This is a genomic window from Brevundimonas sp. (assembly GCF_044336875.1).
Lineage (GTDB): Bacteria > Pseudomonadota > Alphaproteobacteria > Caulobacterales > Caulobacteraceae > Brevundimonas.
Genome location: NZ_JBIIOP010000001.1, coordinates 286607 through 309059, shown reverse-complemented (window position 1 = coordinate 309059; position 22453 = coordinate 286607). Strand labels below are relative to the sequence as shown.

The following is a 22453-nucleotide window of genomic DNA, read 5'->3' as shown; positions in this document are numbered from 1 at the left end:
GGGAAATCGCACTTGCACAGGCGAAGACAGTGCAATGTGCAAATAGTGCAATCGCCGCCGTGGCGGGGTTCACGTTTTCAAAGACCGCGCGGGGATTATGGCGCGGTTCTGGAGGGTGACAGGTCGATTGCCGGTTCCGACAGCCAGGCGGCTGAAAATGCTGGGTTTCGCTTTCAGAATTGGGAGCGGAAGAAACGCCTCTCCGCCGTTTCAAGCGGATAGTCGGAAGTTCAGCTGGGGGTGGTTAGCTGACCTCGCAAACCGGCGCCATCTGGTCTATGTTTTGCGAAACGGAACTAGGCGTTGCGATATGAAAGTGGCTTTGATTGGCGTGGCGGCCTTTCTTCTCGCCATCATCGTCGCCGTATCGCTTGCAGGCGGCCCGAAGTTTGCTCCCTTCGGCGCCGCTTGGTTTAATCTAGCCCTCGGGGCGATGGTGGTCAGCGTGTTCTCAATGATCGCGGTCGCCGTAGTTGATGCAGCAGCTCGCTCTCACCGCAGGTCTCAGCCGAAAAGTTCTGACGAGCGGTAATCCATACGACAGGTAATCCAGACGACAGGTAATCCAGACGACAGGTAATGCGGCGTGCCTGCCAATGTCCGCAACGGGTCGATTTGCGACATCGCCGCCTGGGCCAGCGTCCGACATCAAACACCCCGCGCCCACACGCCGCTGGAACTGAACGGCGGTCCGGGGTTTGATGGTTTATGCGGCCAAGGTCGCGCTCCCCGAGAACGAGATTTCATCATGACCGACGAACAGATCAACGGCGCCGCCACCCAGCTGGAAGGCAAGGCGCAGAAGGGTTTCGGCAAGCTGGTCGGCGACCAGAAGCTGCAGGTCGAGGGCGCCTATAACGAGGCCAAGGGCAAGTCGCTGGAGCAGTTCGGCAAGGCGATGGACGCCATCGACCGCCTGGTCGAGAAGGCCCCCGAGGAATACCGGCCCAAGGCGCGCGAAGTCGCGGCTGCGGCGCGCAAGAAACCGCTGGTGACGACCCTGTCGGTGGCGGGCGTGGGTCTGCTGCTGGCCGGACTGGTCACGCGCGGCGGGCGTCGGCGGTAGGCCGAAGTCGCACCGAGTTCTCCCTCCCCGTTCGGGGAGGGTGGCCGAGCGAAGCGAGGTCGGGTGGGGGCGGCCGAACGAAACCCCACAAATCTGTCCTGTCTCTGGCAGTGCGGCCGTGCCGGCCGCCCCCACCCCGTCGCTGCGTGACGACCCTCCCCGGGACGGGGAGGGAGATGTGCTTGTGTGCGCTATTTGGCCGTGATCGCCGCCAGGCAGGCGTCCATCGTCGCGTCGACCACCGTCATCCGTTCCGCCTGATCGCCGAGGGCGGCGATGACCGGGGCGGGCTCGGGCTCGAAGCCCAGCACGGCCGAGACGAAGGCGCCGAACTTGGACGGGTGGGCGGTCGACAGGGCGACGACCGGGCCCTTGGAGCGGTCGACGCGGCGGGCGGCGGCGAGGGCCACCGCTGTGTGCGGGCAGACGACGCGGCCCCAGGCCTGATGGGCGTGGGCGATCTCGGCGCGGGTCTCGTCCTCGTCGATGGAGACGGCGGAGACTTCCGCGCGCAGGGCCGCCAGCAGCTCGGGCGAGAAGGCCACGGCGCCGTCGCGGGCGAAGGTCTCGAACACCGCGCGGGTCGCCTCGGCGTCGCGGCCGGTCGCCTCGAACACCAGACGCTCGAAGTTGGACGGGGCCTGGACGTCCATCGAGACGCTGCCGCTCTCGACCGCCGCGCGGCGCGCATAGAGGCCGTCGTTGATCGCTCGGGCCAGGGCGTCGTTCTGGTTGACGGCGGCGACGAAGCCGTTGGACGGCAGGCCCATTTTCGTGGCGGCGATGCCGGCGAAGGCGTCGCCGAAATTGCCGGTCGGGACGACGAAGGTCGCGGCCTCGCCCAGTTGGGCGGTGGCCGAGACATAATAGGGGATCTGGCCCGCCAGACGCGCCCAGTTGATCGAATTGACCGAGGACAGGCGGCCGGTCGCGCGCAGGGTCTCGTCGGCGAGCAGGCCCTTCACCAGGCGCTGGCAGTCATCGAAATCACCGCGCACGGCCAGGTTCAGGACGTTGTCGGCCTGGACCGTGGTCATCTGTTTGCGCTGCACCGGCGAGACCCGGTCCAGAGGGTGGAGGACGACCAGATCGACGGCCTTGGCGCCGGCGAAGGCGCGGACGGCGGCGGCGCCGGTGTCGCCCGAGGTGGCGGTCAGGATGGTCAGGCGCTCGCCGGAGGCGGCTAAAGCCTCGTCGGTCAGGGCCGCGACCAGCTGCATGGCCAGGTCCTTGAAGGCGGCGGTGGGGCCGTGGAACAGCTCCAGCACGAACAGGCCGGGCTCCAGCTCGACCAGGGGCGTCACCGCCGGATGGGCGAAGCCGGCGGTCAGTCGGTCCAGCGCGCGGTCGAGGGCGCCGGCCGGCAGGGCGTCGCCGATGAAGGGGGAAATGGCGGCCAGCGCGATCGCCTTGTAGTCGGATTTTCCGGTCCAGGCCTCGGGCGACAGGGTCGGCCAGGCGGTCGGCATATAGAGGCCGCCGTCGGGCGCGATGCCGCGCAGCAGGGCGTCGGAGAAGTCGGTCTCGGGGGACTGGCCCCGGGTGGAGACATAGCGGGCGCTGGAAGTCGTCATAATGGTCTGGTCGTAACCAGACGGGGCTGGCGCGTCATCCGGTTTGTGGACGAAAATGGCGGCGCGGCGACGATTTTCGACGGCCGGGGCGGCGAAGGCGCGGGCGAGGGCGCGTCGCCCGCAACAAACTTGCCGTTCAGTCGGACAGGCTGCGCGACGGATCCAGGCCGTCGAGCTCCAGCATGGTCCTTTGCCAGGCGGCGTCGACCAGGGTCACATAGGGCGGTTTCGACGCATATTCGGCGTTCGGGATCCGCACGCCGGCGCCGGGACGCTGTGACCAATTGGCGCTGGCGCAGGCTGGGGCGACGGTCCATGTCAGGGACATGAGATTTGGGGCATGAGACGACGCGATCTTCTGATCCGGCTGGGTCTGGTCGCCGGCGGCGTGGCCGGGGCCTGGTGGCTGCGCGACCATGTGCTGTGGAAGGCGCCGGGCGTGGGCTTTCCGGCCGACGGATCCTCGGGCTGGCTGGCCTATGCCGAGCCGCGCGCCGTCACCCCGACGGTCGAGGTCATGGTCAATGGAACCCCGGTGCGGGCCCTGGTCGATTCCGGGGCCCAGTATTCGGTGATCGACCGGTCGCTGGTCGAGCGGCTGGGCCTGACCCATGTCTTCAACATTCCGATGGTGGCCTATGGCGTCGGCGGCGAGGCCCAGGTCGGGCGCGGGGTGACGCTGGACGTCACCGTCGGCCGGATGCGGCTGGACGCGCTGAGGGCGGCGATCCTGAGCCTGGGGCCGCTGGCGAGCGAACAGGGGCTGGGCGCGCCGTTGATCCTCGGTCAGGACGTGCTGCGCGAACTGGTGCTGGAGCTGGATACGGGCGGGCGGCGGATGCGGTTCGTCAGGCGCGAGGGCTGGACGCCGGAGCCGGATCTGGCGCCGATCGCAGTGATGCGGGCGGGCAAGGCGCTGCAGGCGGCGATCACGGTCGAGGGGGCGACGGTGGACGCGGTGGTCGACACCGGCGCCTCGGCCCTGCTGGCGGTCACGCGCGAGACGGCCCAGGCCGCCGGCCTGCTGGACGGGCGCGAGCGGACGCCGGGCCAGAGCATCGTCCTGGGCGGAGTGGTGGGGGCTGAAACGACGACTGTCCGTACTCTGACGATCGGCGACGAGCTGTACCGCCAGGCGACGGTGGCCATCTATGGCGACGTGCCCGTGCCCGGCTTTCCCCGGGCCCTGATCGGCATGGGGGCGTTCGAGGACCGGCGGGTGGTGCTGGACCTGGGCGGGCCGCGCCTGTTCGTGACGCGGCCGATGGAGATCACGGTCGAGCGGTGAGGGGTTCGGCCGGCTCGGGATCCTGGGACGCCTGGGCGTAGCGCCGGGCCAGAACGGCGCAGACGAACAACTGAACCTGATGGAACAGCATCAGCGGCAGGACGATCAGGCTGACGCTGTGGGCGGCGAACAGGATGGTGGCCATGGGCACGCCGCTGGCCATGCTCTTCTTGGAGCCGCAGAAGACGATGGCGATCTCGTCCGCGCGGGAGAAGCCCAGGCGGCGGCTGGCGACGGTGGTCACGGCGATGGCGGCGGCCAGGATGACGCCGTTCAGGATCAGGACCGCGGCCAGATCGCCGGCCGAGACCCGGCTCCAGACGCCCGAGACCACGCCCGCGCTGAAGGCCGCATAGACGACCAGCAGGATCGAGCCGCGATCGACCATCGAGGTCAGGCGGCCGTGACGCGTCAGCCAGGCCCCGATCAGCGGGCGGGCCAGCTGACCCGCCAGGAAGGGCGCCAGAATCTGTAGCGCGATCCCCTCGATGGAGGAGAGGGAGACGCCGGCGCCGTCGCCGACGGGCAGCAGCAGCATGACCAGCAGCGGGGTGATCACCACGCCGAGCAGATTGGAGATCGAGGCGGCGCACAGGGCCGCCGGCACATTGCCGCGGGCGATGGCGGTGAAGGCGATCGACGACTGGACCGTCGACGGCAGCAGGCAGAGATAGAGCAGGCCAAGGGCCAGATCGGGCGCCAGCCAGCCGCGCGTGGCCCAGAAGACGGCGAGGCCCAGGATCGGGAAAAGCAGGAAGGTGCTGGCCAGGACCATGCCCTGCAGCCGCCAGTGGGACAGGCCCGCCCAGATGGCCTGGGGCGACAGCCGCGCGCCGTAGAGGAAGAACAGCAGGGCCACGGCCGCCGTGGCGACGCCCTCGGCGATCCCGGCGGCCGCGCCGCGCGCGGGCAGCACCGCCGCCAGGACGACCGTGGCCAGAAGCATCAGCAGATAGGGGTCGATCAGGCGGCGTAACGTGTTCATGCGGGAACTCCTCGACGGGGGATAAAGACCCGGCGGGCCGCTTCATCAAGCCTGAAGGCCGGCCCAACGCTGATTGTCGGCGTGGCGCGAACCCTCTAGGTCGGCGCCATGATCGAGTTCGCGCCGGAAATCCTCGCCCTGTTGTTCGCTGCGGCCGTGGCGGCGGGGTTCGTCGACGCCATCGCCGGGGGCGGCGGCCTGATCACCGTGCCGGTGCTGCTGGCGGTCGGGATCAATCCGGTGGCGGCCATAGCCACGAACAAGATCCAGGGCAGTTTCGGCACCGCCTCGGCGACCTGGACCTTCTGGCGCAAGGGGCGGATCGACTTCGCCCTGCTGAAATGGCCGCTGATCGCCACGGTGGTCGGCGCCGCCCTGGGGGCGGTCGTGGTCAGTTTCGTCGATGCGACCTGGCTGATGGTGCTGTTGCCCCTGCTGCTGGCGGGGATCGCGGTCTATTTCCTGGTCGGGCCCAAGGCCAGCGACGAGGATGTCCATGCACGGCTGACGCCCTTCGCCTTCGGGGCGGTGGCGGGCGGGATCGGCTTCTACGACGGCTTCTTCGGTCCCGGCGCGGGCTCCTTCTTCGCCCTGGCCCTGGTGACCCTGATGGGGATGGGGCTGACCCGGGCCACGGCCCATACCAAGGCGCTGAACTTCTCCAGCAATCTGGTGTCCGTCCTGGTCTTCGCCGTCGGCGGCCATGTGCTGTGGGCGGTCGGGCTGATCATGGCGGTGGGGCAGGTGCTGGGCGGCTGGCTGGGGTCGCACGCCGCCATGCGGTTCGGGCCGAAGCTGATACGGCCGCTGCTGGTCGTGATCTGCATCGGCATGGTGATCAAGCTGCTGTCCGACCCGGCCAATCCGTTGCGGGCCTGGATCGAGGGCCTGGTCTAGCCGAGCGGTTTGACCACCATCACCGGCCGCACGCCGCCGGGCCACAACTGGATGCGATAGCGGTCGTCGCCGTCCAGGCCGTCCTCGGACAGGGTGTCGAGGCCGGCGCAGGAGACCCGGGCGCCATAGTCGCCGGCCGGGACGGGGATCCGTTCCGCCTCGGCCGGTTCCTCGGTGCAGCCGAAGACGATCAGGGCGCCGCTGTGCAGGCTGAGCCCGCAGTCCAGCATGCCGTCCCAGTCGTCCGGGTCGGGCGACGGTTCGCGGTCAAGGACCTGCAGTTCGACGGGCACGAGCATGTTGCGCGCCGTGCCGACGCCCAGCAGATCCGGCCCGGTCGCCAGCATCCGGTCCACCGTTTCGGGAACCCAGAGGCTGGCCGTGTCGGTCGTATAGGCGGCGTCGCAGACGTAGAACTGGAAATAGTCCGCGAAGACGTCGAACCGGCGCGTCAGGCTCATCCGTTCAGGGCCGTGGCGACGACCTCGCGGGCCTCGGCCTGAACCTGGGCCAGGTGATCCGGGCCGAGGAAGGATTCCGCATAGATCTTGTAGACGTCCTCGGTGCCGGACGGGCGGGCGGCGAACCAGGCGTCGGCGGTGACCACCTTCAGCCCGCCGATGGCTTCGCCATTGCCGGGCGCCTTGGTCAGGATGTCGGTGATGGGCTGGCCCGCCAGGCTGGTCGCGGTCACGTCCGAGGGGCTGAGGGCCGCCAGACGGGCCTTCTGCGTCCGGTCGGCCGGGGCGTCGATCCGGGCGTAGGACGGGGCGGCGTATTGCTCGGTCAGGCCGGCGTAGAACTGGCTGGCGCTCTGGCCGGTGCGGGCCTGGATCTCGGCGGCCAGCAGACACAGGATCAGGCCGTCCTTGTCGGTGGACCAGACCGTGCCGTCGTGGCGCAGGAAGGAGGCCCCGGCCGATTCCTCGCCGCCGAAACCGACCGTGCCGTCCAGCAGGCCGGGCACGAAATGTTTGAAGCCGACCGGCACCTCGAGCAGGCGACGGCCCAGGCCGGCGACGACCCGGTCGATCATCGAGGACGAGACCAGGGTCTTGCCCACCGCCACCTCCGCGCCCCAGCCGGGCCGGTTGGCGAACAGATAGGCGATGCTGACGGCGAGGAAATGGTTGGGGTTCATCAGCCCGCCGTCGGGGGTGACGATGCCGTGGCGGTCGGCGTCGGCGTCATTGCCGAAGGCCACGTCATAGGCCGAGCCGCCCTGCATCATCTTGATCAGGCCCGCCATGGCCGAGGGGGAGGAGCAGTCCATGCGGATCTTGCCGTCGGCGTCCAGCGGCATGAAGGCCCAGCGCGGATCGACGGCGTCGTTGACCACGGTCAGGTTCAGCCGGTGCCGGTCGGCGATCTCGCCCCAGTAGCCGACGGCGGCGCCGCCCAGGGGATCGGCGCCGATGCGGACCCCGGCGTCGCGGATGGCGTCCAGGTCCAGAACGCTGGGCAGGTCGTCGACATAGGCGGACAGGAAGTCGAACCGGCCGGCCTTCGACAGGGCCTCGGCGAAGGGCAGGCGGCGCACCTGGGTCAGGCCGCCCTCGATCAACTGGTTGGCGCGGGCGGCGATGGCGCTGGTCGCATCTCCCCCGGCCGGGCCGCCCGAGGGGGGATTGTATTTGATGCCGCCGTCGCGGGGCGGATTGTGCGACGGGGTGATCAGGACGCCGTCGGCCTGGCGCGTGTTCGAGCGGTTGTGGGTCAGGATGGCGTGGGACACGGCCGGGGTCGGGGTGAAGCCGTCGCGGCTGTCGATCAGCACCTCGACGCCGTTGGCGACCAGAACCTCCAGCGTGGTGCGGAAGGCGGGCTCGGACAGGCCGTGGGTGTCGCGGCCGACGAACAGGGGGCCGGTGATCCCTTGCGCCGCGCGATATTCGGCGACCGACTGGGCGATGGCCAGGATGTGCGGTTCGTTGAAGGCGTTGTCGAGGCTGGAGCCGCGATGGCCCGAGGTGCCGAAGGCGACCCGCTGGGCCGGGTCGCTCATGTCCGGTCGGCCGCCTTCATAGGCGCCAAGCAGGGCGTCGAGATCGATCAGGTCTTCGGGGAGGGCCTGCTGGCCGGCGCGAGGATGCATTCGGACTCTATCCGTCTGAAGTTATTGTTCGATCACGGATGCCGGCGTTATGAGGAGGCGCGCGGCGTCTGTCATCATGACTGACATTTGCGACGTGGGATTGAAAGCCCGTACGGCTCAGGTTCCGCTGAAGGTGTCGCAGGAGGCCGGGTCGCCGGACTGGTAGCCGCGCTGCAGCCATTCGACCCGCTGGGCCGAAGAGCCGTGGGTGAAGCTTTCGGGCGAGACCCGGCCGCCGCCGCGCCGTTGCAGCGTATCGTCGCCGATGGCCTGGGCGGTCTTCATGCCTTCCTCGATGTCGCCGGGCTCCAGCGCCACCTGCCCGTTGGAGGCGGCCGAGGCGTTGGCGGCCCAGACGCCGGCGTAGCAGTCGGCCTGAAGCTCAAGCGCCACCGAATACTGATTGGCCTCGGCCTGGCCTTGCGCGCGCTGCTGGGCCTGGCGCACCTGGTCCGAGGTTCCGGTCAGGGTCTGGACGTGGTGGCCGAATTCGTGGGCGATGACATAGGCGCGGGCGAAGTCGGCTCCGGAGGCCCCGAGCTGGGTCTCCATCTCCTGCCAGAAGCCGAGGTCCAGATAGACGGTCTTGTCGGTCGGGCAGTAGAAAGGCCCCATGGCCGACTGGCCCAGGCCGCAGCCGGTCGGGGTGCCCTGTTCGTAGATGACGACGCGGGGCGGCTGGTAGCCGTTCAGCTTCTGGGTCCAGACGTCGTTGATATTGGCGCCGATGACATCGACGAACTTGCCGGCCTGATCCTGGGGCGTGCCGGTCTGGCCTTCCTGCTGCGCGGCGCCGACGCCGCCGAACTGGCTGGCCAACTGTGTCGTGGTCGCGGGATCTATGCCGAAGACCAGATAGCCGATGATGGCCAGAACCCCGACGCCGATGCCGCCGCCCGCAATGGCGCCGCCGCCCATCCCGCGCCGGTCCTCGACACCGCCGCCTGTCCGTCCGCCCTGCCAGCGCATGTCCGTTCCCTCCGCCTGATCGGAATAAGCTAGGCCGGAACGCAGGCGCGAGGGAAGGGATGCGTCAGTTCGGACGATCCAGCCAGTTGTCGATCTGGTTCACGTCCTGGCGAGTCTGTTCGCGGCGTGCGTCGGCCTGGGCCTGGGCGGCGCGGTTCTGCACAGGATCGACGAAGGGGCGGGCGGGGACGGAGGGCGAGCTCGTGTCGCGCGCCGACTGGAGCTCCAGCAGGCGTTGGCGGGTCTCGGCCTGCTGCTGGCGGGCCTGGGCGGCGTTGGTCTGGGTCTGAAGCCGCAGCCGCTCGTTCTCGTAGCGATGCTGGTCGGCGATGGCGGCCGGCGACCCGCCCGGATAGGCGGACCAGGGCCGGCCATAGGGCGCAGCCTGGCCTGGGCTTTGGGCCGTCGCGGCCGAGGCGATGGCGGCGATCAGGGCGGACAGGATCAGGGCGGACTTCATGCGGGCCTCCGGGCGTGGTCCCGAATACAACCGTCGAGACGGCGGAAGGATGCGGGGCGCGGCCTCAGGGCATGGCCCAGACCGAAGATCGCTTGATCTCCTGATCCTCCAGCTCGCGCGTGGTGGGCACCCGGTATTCGGCCAGGAAGTCCAGGCCCGAGCGTGGGAAATAGGTGCGGCCCGGGTCGCCGATCAGCACGCGGCATCCGTTGGTGCGGGCCTGGGCCAGCCAGGCCAGGACCGCCTCGGTCATCGGCCGTTCGTAGCAGATGTCGCCGGCGCAGATGACCTCGACCGCCGGCGGCGGAGCCTCCAGCAGATTGCGGTCGGTGAAGTCCAGAACCACCCCGTTCGAGGCGGCGTTGGCGGCGACCGCGGCGGCGCAGAAGGGATCGATGTCGGCGCACAGGACCGAGGCGGCGCCGGCCTTCATCGCCGCGACCCCGACCAGTCCGGACCCGGCGGCGAAGTCCAGCACCCGCTTGCCCGCCACTTCGTGCGGATGGTCCAGCAGATAGCGGCTCAGCGCCTGCCCTCCGGCCCAGGCGAAGGCCCAGAAGGGCGGCGGCAGGCCCAGTTGGCCCAGTTCCTCCTCCGTCAGCCGCCACAGGGGGGTGATCTCGTCCGCCAGCCACAGGGCGATCTCCGGCGCATGGGGCACGGTCTGGAGCCGCGTATTGGCGCGGATGAAGGCGGCGGGATCGGGAATGGTCATGCGCGGTCAAGACTAGGCGCGGCGCGCGTGGTCCGATAGTCGGCTCGCGCCTTCGCGGCCCCGGTGCAGAAGCGAAAGAGATTATGCGCGTATGTCGTATAGGTGGAGTTGGCCCAATCCAAGGTTACTTCACAGTCCTATGTATTTCCGCAGCAACGTCGGAGATCTTGCTGATTAGGTAGTCTTACCTAATCAAAAAGGACAATTGAGTCTTTTTGGAATGCAGGGTCGCAGGGTCTTGTTCATAATTCGGCGGCACGATTAATCACCATCATGAGGGCCGCGATGTTTAATCGGAAGACCAAGGACACTTCGCGTCAGGACGTCGCGAGCTTCGTGTTCGACAATTCGCCGGACGGCTATTACGTCATCGAGGACGGCGTCATCGTCGACTGCAATCCGGCGATGGAATCCCTGATGGGCTGTTCGCGCGACGAACTGCTGGGGGTGTCGCCCACCAAGCTGTCGCCCGAGTTTCAGCCCTGCGGCGGCCGGTCCGCCGATCTGGTCGGCGCCCGCATCGGCGAAGCCTTCGAGAAGGGCTTCATCCGTTTCGAATGGCTGCACCAACGGCTGGACGGCATGCCCCTGCCGGTCTTCGCCACCGTGATGCCGGCCAAGGTCGGCGCCCGCGACCTGCTGATCGTCTTCTGGCAGGATTTCCGCGAGACCGTGGCCCTGCGCGAGGCGCAGGCCAAGGCCCACGCCGCCGAACAGGCGGCTGCAGCGGCCCAGGCCGAGGTGGTCGACCGTCTTGCCGAGGGCTTGCGCGGTCTGGCCCAGGGCGACCTGCGGGCCCACGTCGACACCGTCTTCCCCCAAGGCTACGAGGCCCTGCGCAACGATTTCAACTCGGCCGCCTCGGCCCTGGAGAGCGCCGTCGCCTCCATCTCGGACGGGGTCAAGACCATCACCAGCGGCGCCGGTGAAATCTCGGCCGCCGCCCACGACATGTCGCGTCGGATCGAACAGCAGGCCGCCAGCCTGGAAGAGACCGCCGCCGCCCTGGACCAGATCACCGTCACCGTCCAGAAGACCGCCGACACCGCGCGGGGCGCTACCTCGGCCACCGAATCCGCACGCAACGCCGCCGAGACCGGCGGCGCCGTGGTGCGCCAGGCCACCACCGCCATGTCCGGGATCGAGACCTCGTCCAACGAGATCGGCCAGATCATCGGAGTCATCGACGAGATCGCCTTCCAGACCAATCTTCTGGCCCTGAACGCGGGCGTCGAGGCGGCGCGCGCCGGCGAGGCCGGTCGCGGCTTCGCCGTGGTGGCCTCCGAGGTGCGGGCCCTGGCCCAGCGCTCGGCCGATGCGGCCAAGGAGATCAAGGCCCTGATCACCAAGTCCAGCCAGGAGGTGTCCCAGGGCGTGGCCCTGGTCGGCGAGACCGGCTCGGCCCTGGAGCGGATCATCCAGGAGGTCGCCACCGTCAACGGCATGATCGCCGACATCGCCGCCTCGTCGCGCGAACAGGCCACGGCCCTGGGCGAGGTCAATGCGGCGGTCAACCACATGGACCAGGCGACCCAGCAGAACGCCGCGATGATCGAACAGTCGACCGCCGCCAGCCAGTCCCTGGCCCGAGAGGCCGCCGACATCGCCGAACAGACCCGTCAGTTCACCCTTCTGGACGCCAAGGCGGGCCGGACAGACTGGCGCGCCGCCGCCTGACCGGCCGCGAGGCGTTCGGCGCCTTCGGGCGCGACGTCTCGACAGGGGCCGGCCGCTCAATCGACCCCGGCGGAATCCGGTTCGCGGGTCGCGGTTCTCAGCACCGCCAGATAGCCGGGCGCCACCTCCATCCGGGCTGCGGCGGCCTTGTCGCCCAGGGCCCGGTGCAGCCGGGGCAGGCGGTGGCAGGGGACGTGCATGAACAGGTGGTGTTCGGCGTGGAAATTGACCCAGTAGGGGGCGATGAAGGCCCGCTCCCACCCGCGGGCGCGGGTGGTGCGGGCGGCGCGGAAGGCGTCGGTCGCGGAGCCCTCGACGCAGGCGTGTTCGGCGATGTTGCGCAGTCGCGTCACCAGCGGGAACCAGGTCGCCATCGGCAGCAGCCACAGGACGAAGAAGGCCCACCCGACGCCGGCGGCGACGAAGGCGGCCAGCAGGCCCGCGTTGAACAGCAGGAAGGGCAGGACCGACCGGCCGGTGACCACGGCCTCGTATTCATTCTGTGTGGCGCTATCGCCCTTCGGGCTGCTTGAGCGCGGCGCCGCGCCGTCGCCTTGAAGGCGGCTTGAGCGCCTTTGGGCCAGGGGCAGCAAGATCCGCTGTTTGAAGAAGGTCTGGCCGGTCAGGTCGCGGATCATCTTGCGGCGCAGGGAGGCGGGGCTGACGGGGAAGGGCGCCGACAGCATCAGGTCCGGATCCTCCGGCTGCTGGGCGAACCGGTGGTGGGTCAGGTGATAGGGGCGATAGGTTCTCAGGTCCGCCCCGACCGGGACGGCGCACAGCCAGTGGCCGAGAAAGTCGTTCAGTTTCAGGTTCTTCGACAGGCCGCCGTGGGCCGCCTCGTGCATCAGAATGGCCAGGCCCAGCTGGCGCGCGCCGACGACCATCACGCACAGGGGGATCAGCCAGGGGATCAGGACGCCGACGACCACGGCTGCGGCGATGACGCCCCAGCAGTGCAGGACCAGCAGCGGCCCGATCCAGGGCGAACGCGTCTGGAAGGGCGCCCATTCCTCGGGCGTGAACAGGGCCGACGGTGCGAGGCGAGGCGCGGCGGGCATGGGGTCAGTCTAACGCGGAAGGCGGGTCTCGAAAAGCAACGCGAATATGTGCGGGCTGCCTTACAAAAAGTAAGGTTGACATTACATATCGGCGATGTCAGGTTGGCCTTACACAAGGGAGGTCGATCATGTTAGCTGCCTGGAACAAGGGGACGCCGGAGCATCGGCGATATTTTATTCGGATCATGGCCTTCACCCTGCCCTATGCGGCGATCTGCGTGGCCATGATGACGACCGACGCCTTCGACGAGCTGATGGGCAAGCCGGCGGCCTGGGTGCTGGCGGCGGTGGTGTCGGCGCCGGTCATCGGCCAGATCTGGGCCATCCTGTCGCTGATGCGCGAGAGCGACGAGTTCGTGCGCGGGGTAATGGCCAAACAGTTCATCGTCGCGGCAGGCCTGACCCTGGCGGTCGCCACCTTCTGGGGTTTCGGCGAGAGTTTTGCGGGCGCGCCCCATATCCAGACCTGGCTGGTCCTGCCGCTGTTCTGGGGGATGCTGGGGCTGGTGTCGCCCTTCATCAGGACCAGCCGATGAAGAACCGGCTGAAACTGCTGCGCGTCGAGCGCGGCTGGACCCAGGAACAGCTGGGCCAGGCGCTGGGCGTGTCGCGACAGGCGGTGATCGCCCTGGAGACCGAACGGCACGATCCGTCGCTGGACCTGGCCTATCGCATCGCCGCCGTCTTCGACCGACCGGTCGAGGACATCTTCGAGAACCCGCACGCCGCCTGACCGAAAAGTCAGAATAACCTTACATTGGAGACTGATATGTTCACTCACCTTTGCCGGGGCGTGCGCGCCCCCGTGCGCTTCGCCGTCATCGTCGGCGTCCTGACCGCCTGCTGGGTCGCCACAGATCAGGCCCGGGCCGAAAGCCCGGCCCTCGTCGCGGCTCACGCCGCAGCGCCCTTCGTGTCGGACCGTCTGTCGGTCGAGGTGGTCGGGGCCGGTCCCGACGTGATCCTGATCCCCGGCCTGGGGTCGTCCCGCGAGGTGTGGCGGGCGACGGCGGATCGGTTGAAGGCGACGCACCGGGTGCATCTGGTGCAGTTGGCCGGGTTCGCGGGCGAAGCCTGGACACACGGCGACGGCGCCTTCGTGGATCCCGAGGTCGAGGAACTGGCCCGCTATGTCCGCGAAGCCGGTCTGGAGGCGCCGGCGGTGATCGGCCATTCGCTAGGCGGCCTGAGCGGTCTCTTGCTGGCGCAGCGGCGCCCGGAACTGGTCGGGCGGCTGATGTCGGTGGACTCCCTGCCGTTCTACAGCGCCATGTTCGGGCCTCAGGCCACGGTCGAGACGGCGCGGCCCTTCGCCGATCAGGCGGCGGCGATGATCCTGGGGGCCGACGAGGCGACGTTCGGCGCCCAGCAGGCGGCGACGGCGCGGGCCCTGTCGAAGACGCCCAGCGAGCAGGCGCGGATCCTGGCTTGGTCGATGGCCAGCGACCGCCGGGCTTTGGCGGCGGCGATGCGAGACGTGATCGTCACCGACGCCCGGCCCGGTCTGGCGGCGATGACGACGCCGACGATCGCCCTCTACGCCGCCGATGCGGACGGCGGGGCGCCGGCGGCCCTGGCCGAGGCGACCTGGACGCGGGAATGGGCGGGTCTGCCGGGTGTGAAACTGATCCGGGTGGACGGCAGCCGGCATTTCATCATGGCCGACCAGCCGGAACGGTTCGCGGAACTGGTGGATCAGTTCCTGGCGGACTGACCTGATCCTCCCCCGCAGGGGGAGGATCAGGTCTTCGGCGTCACGTCCCCGGCCTTGACCGGCGCGCCGGCGAATTCGTCGGCGTAGGCCGGGTTCAGCAGGGGGCGGAACACCGACTGGGGCAGGGCGATCTGGTAGGGGCCGTCCGAATAGGGGCCGATCTGATAGGCGCCGATCAGGAAGGTGATCCCGCCCGCCTTGCCCGGCGTCGTGCCCGGCGTCAGGACGAAGGGGGTCGAGACGGCCTTGGGGCAGGACCACATCTTGCCGCCCAGGGTCGCGGTCTCGGATCCCGGCGAGCGGGCCTGTTTGGCGGCGTTGGCCGCGTCGCACAGGGCCTTGTCCAGCGAGGCCAGGTCCGAGCCGGGGCGGAACAGGTCGGCGAAGCCCAGTTGTTTCTTCAACGCCTTGTCCCACAGCACGGCCGAAAACAGTGTGTTGGGGTGGGCGCCGCCGGAGAATTCGGAATCGGTGCGCGACAGGCTGAACAGCTTGCCCGTCTCGGCGCCCGGGTCGAAGGCGATGGTCTTTTCGTAAGGGTTGGAGCCGCCGCCCGCCTCGGACAGGTCGGCCTGGGCGCCTTCGGAGAACTGGCGCAGGTCGCGCACGGCGGCGGCGTAGAGGGGGGCGTGCAGGTCGGGTTTGGACTTGATCGCGTCCGGCAGGGTCAGTTTGACCGTGGCGTACCGGGTCTTGGAGTCGAAGCTCATCGGCGCACCGGCCGCGGCGTTGGTGACGGCGGCGGGGGCGGCCGGGGCCGGGGCGGCGGGCGCGGCGGCCTTGTCCTCCTTGCGCTGGCAGGCGGCCAAGGACGCGGAAAGCGTGGCGGCGACGGCGGCGGTCAGCAGCAGGATACGGGCGGTGCGGGGCATGGGAGATTCCTTCACAGGCCGAGGGATCCGAGGGCGATGGCGGCGAGCAGGATGAAGCCCGCCTCGCGGTTCGACTTGAACAGTTTCAGGGCCAGGGCGCCGTCCTCGCGCTGGAGACGGACGACCTGGAAGGCCAGATGGGCGGCGTAGGCGGCGAGGCCGACCCAGAACAACGGGCCGAGGCCGGCGACGATCCCGGTCAGGGCGGCGAAGACCACAGCCATGACGTAGAAGGTGGCGACTCCGGGCCGGACGGCCGAGGCCAGGCGGCGGGCGGACGACTTCACCCCGACCATGGCGTCGTCCTCGATGTCCTGCAGGGCGTAGATGGTGTCATAGCCCAGGGTCCAGAAGACGCCGCCCAGCCAGAGGAGCAGGGCGGGCAGGAAGGCGGGCCAACCGAAGACGGCCGAGGCCGCCGCGAATCCCATCAGGGCGCCCCAGTTGAAGGTCATGCCCAGCCAGGCCTGGGGCCACCAGGTGATCCGCTTCATGAAGGGATAGGCGGCGACCAGGGCCAGGGAGCCGACGCCCAGGCCAATGGCGACCGGGCCGAGGGTCAAGAGGATCAGCAGGCTGATCAGGCTGCAGCCGACGACGAAGGCCCAGGCCTGTTTGACGCTGATCTTGCCGGAGGGGATCGGGCGCAGGGCGGTGCGGGCGACCTGGGCGTCGAAGTCGCGGTCGACGATGTCGTTGAAGGCGCAGCCGGCGGCCCGCATCAGACAGGCGCCGATCCCGAAGCCGACGACCAGCCACAGGTCGTAGAGGCCGGGCGTGGCGCGGTACTGGCTCAGGGCCAGGGCGATCCCCTGCCAGCCGGGCAGCAGCAGCAGCCAGATGCCGATGGGGCGGTCGAACCGGCCCAGTTTCAGCCAGGGCTTCAGCCCCTCCGGCGCATGGCGGTCCACCCAGTTGGCGCCGGCGTCGGGAAGGGGGGCGGAGGTCATGGGCATGGCTTAGCGGGAATGGGCGACGGGGTGAAGGCGTGAGGCGATGTTCCCGGACCTTCTCCCGCTTGCGGGGGAAGTGTCAGGTCGTGGCGCGTAGCGACACGCCTGACGATGGGGGGAGTTCATCTGCCTTCAGCAAGAAGACTTCCCCCTCCGACCCTGGTTCGCTGCGCGAACGCCGGGCCGCCTCCCCCGCAACCGGGAGAGGGTCTGTGACGGCGCAGAAAAAAGCCCCCCTCCCGTCGCCGGGAGAGGGGCCTTTCCGAAGCTCGCGGTCCTCAGTCCTGATAGACGTCGCCCGAGCCCGAGACTTCGCTGGTCAGTTTGGCCGGGTGGGTGGCCAGGCCGACGTCGCCGGAGCCGGAGATGCGGACCAGGGCGTCGCCGGTGGGGGCGACGACGGCGTCGCCCGAGCCGGAGATGTCGACCGTGGCGTCGCGGGCGGCCAGGGTGCGCAGGTCGGCGTCGCCGGAGCCGTTGATATCGACGTCCAAGGCTTGGGTGCGGCCGGTGGCGAAGACGTCGGCCGAGCCCGAGACGGTCAGGGACAGGGACGGCTGATCATAGGCGCCGATGTTCAGATCGCCCGAGCCGTTGGCGACGAAGCGGCGCACGTTCGGGGCGGTGACCACCACCTTCAGTTCGTCGCGCTCGGAGCGGGCGGAGAAGTTGCCGTGGCTCCAGCCGAAGACGACCCGTTCGTCGCCGTCGCCCATCGACAGCCGGCCGTCGGTCAGTCGAACCCGGTCGGCCAGGGCCTTGGGTCCGGTGATGACGACCGTATTGGCGCCGCCCTGAACATAGTCGACGTGGATGCTGGAATCGACGGTCAGGGTTTCGCCGCCGGCCCAGGCCAGGGTGCGGGTGGTGAAGGGGCCGAGGTCGTCGGTCCCGTCCCCCTTGATCCGTTCGAAGCGGACGCTCTCGTCGTTGTCGCCCTTGATGGTCCAGGCCCAGCCCTCGCGCTGCAGGTCGTGGCCGCCCAGGGCCACGGCGCCGCCGAGGGCCGCGATGCACAGCACCAGGGCGGCGCCGGCGATGATGAATAGTGTGCGGATCATGCCGAGACTCCCGAGGCTTGAGTGGGTTCCAGGGCCGGCTTCAGCAGCCGGTAGTGCAGGCGGGCGAACCAGACGGTGGCGTTGACCAGCCAGATGGTGACGATGCTGAGCAGGGCGCCGATGAAGATCGATCCGGCCATCAGGCCCAGACCCATCAGGATCGCCGCCAGCGGACCGCCGGGGAAGCCGGCGAAGGGACCGGCGACCATGATCGCGCCGCCCGCGAAGAACAGGGCGATGGCGGCGATGAAGAAGCCGAAGATGGTCCCGACCACGCCCATGGCGATGGGCAGCAGGATCAGGATGTCGACGGCCCCCAGGCCCAGGACGGCGAAGACGGCGGCGGCGGCGGAGGAGGGGTTCTTCTCCTGATGCCAGCGCTGGATGCCGGCCTCGGCCTTCAGCTCGCGGGCCAGGCGGTCGGGGTCGCCCAGGGCGGCGGCCACCTCGGCCTCGGTGCGGCCTGCGGCGAGGCCGTCGGCGAAATGGGTCTCGTAGTCGGCGATGATGTCGTTCGCCGCGGCGGTCGGCAGGCCGACCAGACCGTTCTTGAGACGGGCGATGAAGTCCGCGCGCGTCATTGTTCCGCTCCCTCCGGTTGAGCCTGGGGCTCTTGTGTCTCTTGCGCGTCGTTCGCCACTATGGCGTCGACGGCTTTGGTGAAGGCCGACCATTCGGCGGTCTGGGCGGCGAGGGCCGCACGACCGGCGTCGGTCAGCCGATAGTATTTGCGCGACGGGCCGGACGAGGACTCGACCAGATAGGTCTCGACCTGTCCGTCCGACTGCATCCGTCGCATCAGGGGGTAGATGGTTCCTTCCCCCATATCGATCGCGTCCGACAGGCGGCTGGCGATCTCGTAGGCGTAGCTGTCCGCCCGGTTCAGAAGCGCCAGGACACACAGTCCCAGAACCCCTTTCTTCAGCTGTATCTCGATGGTCTCAGGCACCTCGATCTCTCCTCTGATGGAGGTTGAGTACCGCAAGGTATCTTGTGACGCAAGGTACCTGTCTAAACATGACAAAGGTTTAATCCGACGGCGTTCGGTCTGGAATTGAGGCGAGGTCGTGGCGGTGTGCCCGCGGATCGCTTGGCAAGCGAAGGGCGATCCGATAGGGACTCGAAGGAGTGCCGGGTGGGATAACATGCCCGCGCGAAGACTTGCGAACCAATCGCAAGTCTCTGCTGCAAAAAGACATTTATGGGGACTTCGTATGGGAATGGGGACGCGAGCCCTGGGAAGGGCGAAGACGGCGGCGACATCGACGGCACTGGCTGCCGGATGCGCCCTGTTCTTCGCCGCGCCGACCTGGGCGCAGGATCTGATGGGCCAGCCGACGCCGGGGGGGATCGACCTCCAGCCCGCCGCCGCGCCGCTGAAGCATGACGCCATCTGGTTCCACAATATCGTGCTGATGCCGATCATCGTGGCCATCACCCTGCTGGTCCTGGGTCTGCTGGCCTGGATCGTGTTCCGCTACAACAGGAAGTCCAATCCGACGCCTGCGCGCTGGAGCCACAACACCACGGTCGAGATCATCTGGACGGTCCTGCCGGTGCTGATCCTGGTGGGAATCTCGCTGTTCTCCTTCCGCCTGCTGTTCGCCTATCACGACATGCCGACGCCGGACGTGACGGTGAAGGTCACGGGCAACCAGTGGAACTGGGCCTATGAATATCCGGACCAGGGCGTGCCGGAATATATCTCCAACATGGTGCAGGAAGACGAGCTGGCCGAGCGCGGCCTGCCGCACTCCCTCTACCGCCTCGCCGCGACCGAGCCGATGGTGGTGCCGGTCGGCAAGACGGTGCAGCTGGTCATCACCGCCTCGGACGTGATCCACGCCGTGGCCCTGCCGGCCTTCGGCCTGAAGACCGACGCCGTGCCCGGCCGGATCAACACCACCTGGTTCAAGGCCGAACGCACCGGGATCTTCTACGGCCAGTGCTCGGAACTGTGCGGCGTCGACCACGCCTTCATGCCGATCGAGATCCATGTGGTGACCCAGGCCGAGTTCGAACGCTGGGTCGTGTCCAAGGGCGGGTCGATGACGCCCAAGGCGCCCGAGGCGGCGGCCGCCGCTGCCCCGGCCGCCGCGCCCGCCGCCGAGGCGGCGACGCCTGCAACTGATCCGACCGCAGCCCAAAGCCCGGCCCAGACGCCGGCCGCCGCGACCGCTCAACCCGCTCCCGCCGCGGCTCCCGCCGCGCCGGCCGCCCAGTAAGAGGCGAGCAGATCCATGGCTGACGCTACTGTTTCGACCCGTGACGCCGATCACGCGCACGACCATTCTCACCACGACGAGCACAAGCTGGGCTTCTTCACCCGCTGGTTCCTGTCGACCAACCACAAGGACATCGGCACCCTGTATCTGATGTTCGCCATCATGGCGGGCATCGTCGGGGGCGCCCTGTCGGGCCTGATCCGCTGGGAACTGGCCGAGCCGGGCATCCAGATCTTCAAGGAGGGCTCGTCGATCCAGCTGCTGGGTCTCGTGGAGCAGTCCAAGCACGGCTACAACGCCGTGGTCACGGCCCACGCCCTGATCATGATCTTCTTCATGGTCATGCCCGCCATGATCGGCGGCTTCGGCAACTGGTTCGTGCCGATCATGATCGGGGCGCCGGACATGGCCTTCCCGCGCATGAACAACATCTCCTTCTGGCTGCTGGTGGCGGCCTGGGTGCTGCTGGTGCTGTCGATGTTCGTCGACGGCGGGCCGGGCAAGGGCTTCGGCGGCGGCTGGACCGCCTATCCGCCCCTGTCGACCATGGGGCACACAGGCCCGGCCTTCGACCTGGCCATCTTCGCCCTCCACGTGGCGGGCGCCAGCTCGATCCTGGGGGCGATCAACTTCATCACCACGATCCTGAACATGCGCGCGCCGGGCATGACCCTGCACCGGATGCCGCTGTTCGCCTGGTCGGTGCTGATCACCGCCTTCCTGCTGCTGCTGTCGCTGCCGGTCCTGGCGGGGGCGATCACCATGTTGCTGACCGACCGCAACTTCAACACCCACTTCTTCGATCCGGCGGGCGGCGGCGACCCGATCATGTACCAGCACCTGTTCTGGTTCTTCGGCCACCCGGAAGTCTACATCCTGATCCTGCCGGGCTTCGGCATCATCAGCCACATCGTCTCGACCTTCTCGAAGAAGCCGGTGTTCGGCTATCTGGCCATGGCCTACGCCATGGTGGCCATCGGCTTCGTCGGCTTCGTCGTCTGGGCGCACCACATGTACACGGTCGGCATGAGCGTGAACCTGCGCGCCTATTTCATCGCTGCGACCATGATCATCGCCGTGCCGACGGGGGTGAAGATCTTCAGCTGGATCGCCACCATGTGGGGCGGGTCGATCAGCTTCAAGACGCCCATGCTGTGGGCCATCGGCTTCATCTTCCTGTTCACCGTCGGCGGGGTGACGGGCGTGGTCCTGTCCAACGCCGGCATCGATTACAGCCTGCACGACACCTATTACGTCGTGGCCCACTTCCACTACGTCCTGTCGCTGGGCGCCGTCTTCGCCATCTTCGCCGGCTTCTACTACTGGTTCGAGAAGATGTTCGGGGTGAAGTACAACGAGTTCCTCGGCGCGACCCATTTCTGGATCATGTTCGTCGGGGTGAACCTGGTCTTCTTCCCGCAGCACTTCCTGGGCCTGCAGGGTATGCCGCGCCGTTATATCGACTATCCGGACGCCTTCTGGCTGTGGAACCACGTCTCCTCCGTGGGGTATGCGATCACGGCCTTCGGGGTGCTGGTCTTCCTGGTCATGCTGGCCGAGGCGGCGATCCGTCGTCGTCCGGGCGTGGCCAATCCGTGGGGCGAGGGCGCCACGACCCTGGAGTGGACCCTGTCCTCTCCGCCCCCGGCGCACCAGTTCAACGAACTGCCGGTGGTCAAGGAAGAAGACCACTGACCGCTTGAGGCTGGCGACTAAGCAGAAGAAGATAGGGATATGGACAATCCCTATCTCTCTTTGCCGGATTATCAATTCTGGCGTCGGTCGATCTCAAGTCTGACGCCGGAGGAGATCGATCCCGTCGTTCATTCGTCGCTGCGGATCAATCGGCAGGACAAGGTCGCCACGGTCGGCAGTTGTTTCGCTCAGCACATTTCCTCGACGCTCGTGCGCGAGGGGTTCAATTATCTCGTGACCGAGCGGACGCCTTTGACGTCCGGGGCCGTCGACGAAGGCTATGGCGTATTTCCAGCCCGCTTCGCCAACATCTACACGGTTCGGCAATTCCTGCAGCTGTTTGAACGTGCGTATGGCCTGTTCTCGCCGGCTGACGTCGCGTGGGAAAGGTCTGATGGAGCCTTTGTCGATCCGTTCAGGCCCAGAATACAGGAAGCAGGGTTCTCGTCTCCAGAGGCTTTGATCGACGATCGTCGAGCGCACCTCGCCAGTGTCCGTCAGATGTTCGAGCAGTGCGATATTCTAGTCTTCACACTGGGTCTTACGGAGTCCTGGGTTTGCAAGACGGACGGCGCTGTCGTGCCTCTGGCGCCGGGAGTCGTTGCGCCAGGGCATGATGGACACGAGTACGAATTCCACAACTGCACCGTGATGGAGATGTTGGCGGATTTTGATCGGGCGGTGTCGTTCATTCGTGATGTCAATCCCGGCGTTAAAATCATAATTACGGTTTCTCCGGTGCCTTTGATTGCGACTTATGAGGACAGGCATGTTTTGGTTTCGACGACTTACAGTAAATCTGCCCTTAGGGTGGTGGCCGAGTCTGTAACAAACTCTTTCGATAATGTTTTCTATTTCCCGTCGTATGAAGTAATAACGGGATCGTATTCTGGAGCGCGGTATTTCGAATCCGACTTGCGAGAGGTGAAGTTGGAGGGCGTTTCACGCGTGATGGGGTTGTTCAAAAAGCATTATCTGTCTAGCGTCGACGATCGCTCCACTGCCGAAGATTTGGTCACTCGCAGAGTGCGATTGCCTGAATCGCCCGAGCACGGGCATGGTGAGGGGCGTGCGCTTCGATCTGCGGGCGAATTCGACGCATTGCGATCAATCATCTGCGACGAAGAAGCAATAGATCAGTCATAG

Annotated in this window: 25 protein-coding genes; 11 read left to right on the top strand and 14 right to left on the bottom strand. The window is 67.8% G+C overall.

Annotation, left to right across the window (positions count from 1 at the left end; translation table 11 throughout):
- Positions 1–310 precede the first annotated feature (310 nt).
- Positions 311–532 carry a hypothetical protein gene (locus ACIQ1T_RS01545; protein WP_395942728.1) on the top strand — a complete coding sequence of 74 codons (222 nt, stop codon included), beginning with the start codon at positions 311–313 and terminating at the stop codon, positions 530–532.
- A gap of 216 nt (positions 533–748) precedes the next feature.
- A complete protein-coding gene (locus tag ACIQ1T_RS01540) occupies positions 749–1066 on the top strand; it encodes a CsbD family protein (RefSeq protein ID WP_395942727.1) in 318 nt (105 codons plus the stop codon).
- A 191-nt stretch (positions 1067–1257) separates the two neighbouring features.
- On the opposite strand, the gene thrC is transcribed toward ACIQ1T_RS01540, so the two are convergent.
- Both thrC and ACIQ1T_RS01530 read right to left on the bottom strand, forming a co-directional pair.
- Positions 1258–2640: a threonine synthase gene (gene thrC / locus ACIQ1T_RS01535; protein WP_395942726.1), complete on the bottom strand. Its 1383-nt coding sequence runs from the start codon at positions 2638–2640 to the stop codon at positions 1258–1260.
- 136 nt (positions 2641–2776) lie between these two features.
- Positions 2777–2968 carry a hypothetical protein gene (locus ACIQ1T_RS01530; RefSeq protein WP_395942725.1) on the bottom strand — a complete coding sequence of 64 codons (192 nt, stop codon included), beginning with the start codon at positions 2966–2968 and terminating at the stop codon, positions 2777–2779.
- Between the two features lie 12 nt (positions 2969–2980).
- Here ACIQ1T_RS01530 and ACIQ1T_RS01525 point away from each other — a divergent pair, with 12 nt between their 5' ends.
- Positions 2981–3928: an aspartyl protease family protein gene (locus ACIQ1T_RS01525; RefSeq protein WP_395942724.1), complete on the top strand. Its 948-nt coding sequence runs from the start codon at positions 2981–2983 to the stop codon at positions 3926–3928.
- On the opposite strand, the gene ACIQ1T_RS01520 is transcribed toward ACIQ1T_RS01525, so the two are convergent.
- Positions 3912–4913, bottom strand: a complete 1002-nt coding sequence (locus tag ACIQ1T_RS01520; RefSeq protein ID WP_395942723.1) for a bile acid:sodium symporter family protein — start codon at positions 4911–4913, stop codon at positions 3912–3914. The genes ACIQ1T_RS01525 and ACIQ1T_RS01520 overlap by 17 nt on opposite strands.
- Positions 4914–5021: 108 nt before the next feature.
- Here ACIQ1T_RS01520 and ACIQ1T_RS01515 point away from each other — a divergent pair, with 108 nt between their 5' ends.
- The gene (locus tag ACIQ1T_RS01515; RefSeq protein ID WP_395942722.1) at positions 5022–5810 is read left to right on the top strand and encodes a TSUP family transporter; all 789 of its coding nucleotides are present in this window, start codon (positions 5022–5024) and stop codon (positions 5808–5810) included.
- Here the strand turns inward: ACIQ1T_RS01515 and ACIQ1T_RS01510 are convergent.
- From ACIQ1T_RS01510 to ACIQ1T_RS01490, 5 genes are all read right to left on the bottom strand, one after another.
- Positions 5807–6271, bottom strand: a complete 465-nt coding sequence (locus ACIQ1T_RS01510) for a hypothetical protein (protein ID WP_395942721.1) — start codon at positions 6269–6271, stop codon at positions 5807–5809. The two genes, ACIQ1T_RS01515 and ACIQ1T_RS01510, sit on opposite strands and share 4 nt — an antisense overlap.
- A complete protein-coding gene (gene pgm, locus ACIQ1T_RS01505; protein WP_395942720.1) occupies positions 6268–7905 on the bottom strand; it encodes a phosphoglucomutase (alpha-D-glucose-1,6-bisphosphate-dependent) in 1638 nt (545 codons plus the stop codon). The genes ACIQ1T_RS01510 and pgm overlap by 4 nt, the downstream gene beginning before the upstream one ends.
- Positions 7906–8022: 117 nt before the next feature.
- Entirely contained in the window at positions 8023–8874 is an 852-nt protein-coding gene (locus ACIQ1T_RS01500) for a neutral zinc metallopeptidase (RefSeq protein ID WP_395942719.1), read from the bottom strand.
- A gap of 64 nt (positions 8875–8938) precedes the next feature.
- The gene (locus ACIQ1T_RS01495; protein ID WP_395942718.1) at positions 8939–9334 is read right to left on the bottom strand and encodes a hypothetical protein; all 396 of its coding nucleotides are present in this window, start codon (positions 9332–9334) and stop codon (positions 8939–8941) included.
- A gap of 64 nt (positions 9335–9398) precedes the next feature.
- A complete protein-coding gene (locus tag ACIQ1T_RS01490; protein WP_395942717.1) occupies positions 9399–10049 on the bottom strand; it encodes a class I SAM-dependent methyltransferase in 651 nt (216 codons plus the stop codon).
- A gap of 285 nt (positions 10050–10334) precedes the next feature.
- Here ACIQ1T_RS01490 and ACIQ1T_RS01485 point away from each other — a divergent pair, with 285 nt between their 5' ends.
- Positions 10335–11726 (top strand): methyl-accepting chemotaxis protein, encoded by a 1392-nt coding sequence (locus ACIQ1T_RS01485; protein ID WP_395942716.1) that lies wholly within the window; start codon positions 10335–10337, stop codon positions 11724–11726.
- Positions 11727–11782: 56 nt separating this feature from the next.
- On the opposite strand, the gene ACIQ1T_RS01480 is transcribed toward ACIQ1T_RS01485, so the two are convergent.
- Positions 11783–12787, bottom strand: a complete 1005-nt coding sequence (locus tag ACIQ1T_RS01480; RefSeq protein ID WP_395942715.1) for a fatty acid desaturase family protein — start codon at positions 12785–12787, stop codon at positions 11783–11785.
- 128 nt (positions 12788–12915) lie between these two features.
- Between ACIQ1T_RS01480 and ACIQ1T_RS01475 the strand changes: the two genes are divergently transcribed.
- The 3 genes from ACIQ1T_RS01475 to ACIQ1T_RS01465 are packed head-to-tail and all read left to right on the top strand — an operon-like array spanning position 12916 to position 14501.
- Entirely contained in the window at positions 12916–13323 is a 408-nt protein-coding gene (locus ACIQ1T_RS01475; protein ID WP_395942714.1) for a hypothetical protein, read from the top strand.
- Positions 13320–13520, top strand: coding sequence for a helix-turn-helix transcriptional regulator (locus ACIQ1T_RS01470; protein WP_395942713.1), 201 nt, complete (start codon positions 13320–13322; stop codon positions 13518–13520). The genes ACIQ1T_RS01475 and ACIQ1T_RS01470 overlap by 4 nt, the downstream gene beginning before the upstream one ends.
- A gap of 36 nt (positions 13521–13556) precedes the next feature.
- The gene (locus ACIQ1T_RS01465) at positions 13557–14501 is read left to right on the top strand and encodes an alpha/beta fold hydrolase (RefSeq protein WP_395942712.1); all 945 of its coding nucleotides are present in this window, start codon (positions 13557–13559) and stop codon (positions 14499–14501) included.
- A gap of 26 nt (positions 14502–14527) precedes the next feature.
- Here the strand turns inward: ACIQ1T_RS01465 and ACIQ1T_RS01460 are convergent, their stop codons facing one another.
- From ACIQ1T_RS01460 to ACIQ1T_RS01440, 5 genes are all read right to left on the bottom strand, one after another.
- Positions 14528–15373: a DUF3298 domain-containing protein gene (locus ACIQ1T_RS01460; protein WP_395942711.1), complete on the bottom strand. Its 846-nt coding sequence runs from the start codon at positions 15371–15373 to the stop codon at positions 14528–14530.
- An 11-nt stretch (positions 15374–15384) separates the two neighbouring features.
- The gene (gene ubiA, locus ACIQ1T_RS01455) at positions 15385–16323 is read right to left on the bottom strand and encodes a 4-hydroxybenzoate octaprenyltransferase (RefSeq protein ID WP_395942710.1); all 939 of its coding nucleotides are present in this window, start codon (positions 16321–16323) and stop codon (positions 15385–15387) included.
- Between the two features lie 281 nt (positions 16324–16604).
- Positions 16605–17387 (bottom strand): GIN domain-containing protein, encoded by a 783-nt coding sequence (locus ACIQ1T_RS01450; RefSeq protein WP_395942709.1) that lies wholly within the window; start codon positions 17385–17387, stop codon positions 16605–16607.
- Positions 17384–17968: a DUF1700 domain-containing protein gene (locus tag ACIQ1T_RS01445; RefSeq protein WP_395942708.1), complete on the bottom strand. Its 585-nt coding sequence runs from the start codon at positions 17966–17968 to the stop codon at positions 17384–17386. The genes ACIQ1T_RS01450 and ACIQ1T_RS01445 overlap by 4 nt, the downstream gene beginning before the upstream one ends.
- Positions 17965–18336, bottom strand: coding sequence for a PadR family transcriptional regulator (locus ACIQ1T_RS01440; RefSeq protein ID WP_395942707.1), 372 nt, complete (start codon positions 18334–18336; stop codon positions 17965–17967). Before ACIQ1T_RS01440 ends, ACIQ1T_RS01445 begins: the two co-directional genes overlap by 4 nt.
- 271 nt (positions 18337–18607) lie before the next feature.
- Between ACIQ1T_RS01440 and coxB the strand changes: the two genes are divergently transcribed.
- From coxB to ACIQ1T_RS01425, 3 genes are read left to right on the top strand one after another with little or no spacing between them, the layout of a single operon-like run.
- Complete coding sequence (coxB, locus tag ACIQ1T_RS01435; RefSeq protein ID WP_395942706.1) at positions 18608–19612, top strand: cytochrome c oxidase subunit II; 1005 nt, start codon at positions 18608–18610, stop codon at positions 19610–19612.
- 15 nt (positions 19613–19627) lie between these two features.
- Complete coding sequence (ctaD, locus tag ACIQ1T_RS01430; protein WP_395942705.1) at positions 19628–21307, top strand: cytochrome c oxidase subunit I; 1680 nt, start codon at positions 19628–19630, stop codon at positions 21305–21307.
- A gap of 39 nt (positions 21308–21346) precedes the next feature.
- On the top strand, positions 21347–22453 hold the full coding sequence (locus ACIQ1T_RS01425; protein ID WP_395942704.1) for a GSCFA domain-containing protein: 1107 nt from the start codon (positions 21347–21349) through the stop codon (positions 22451–22453).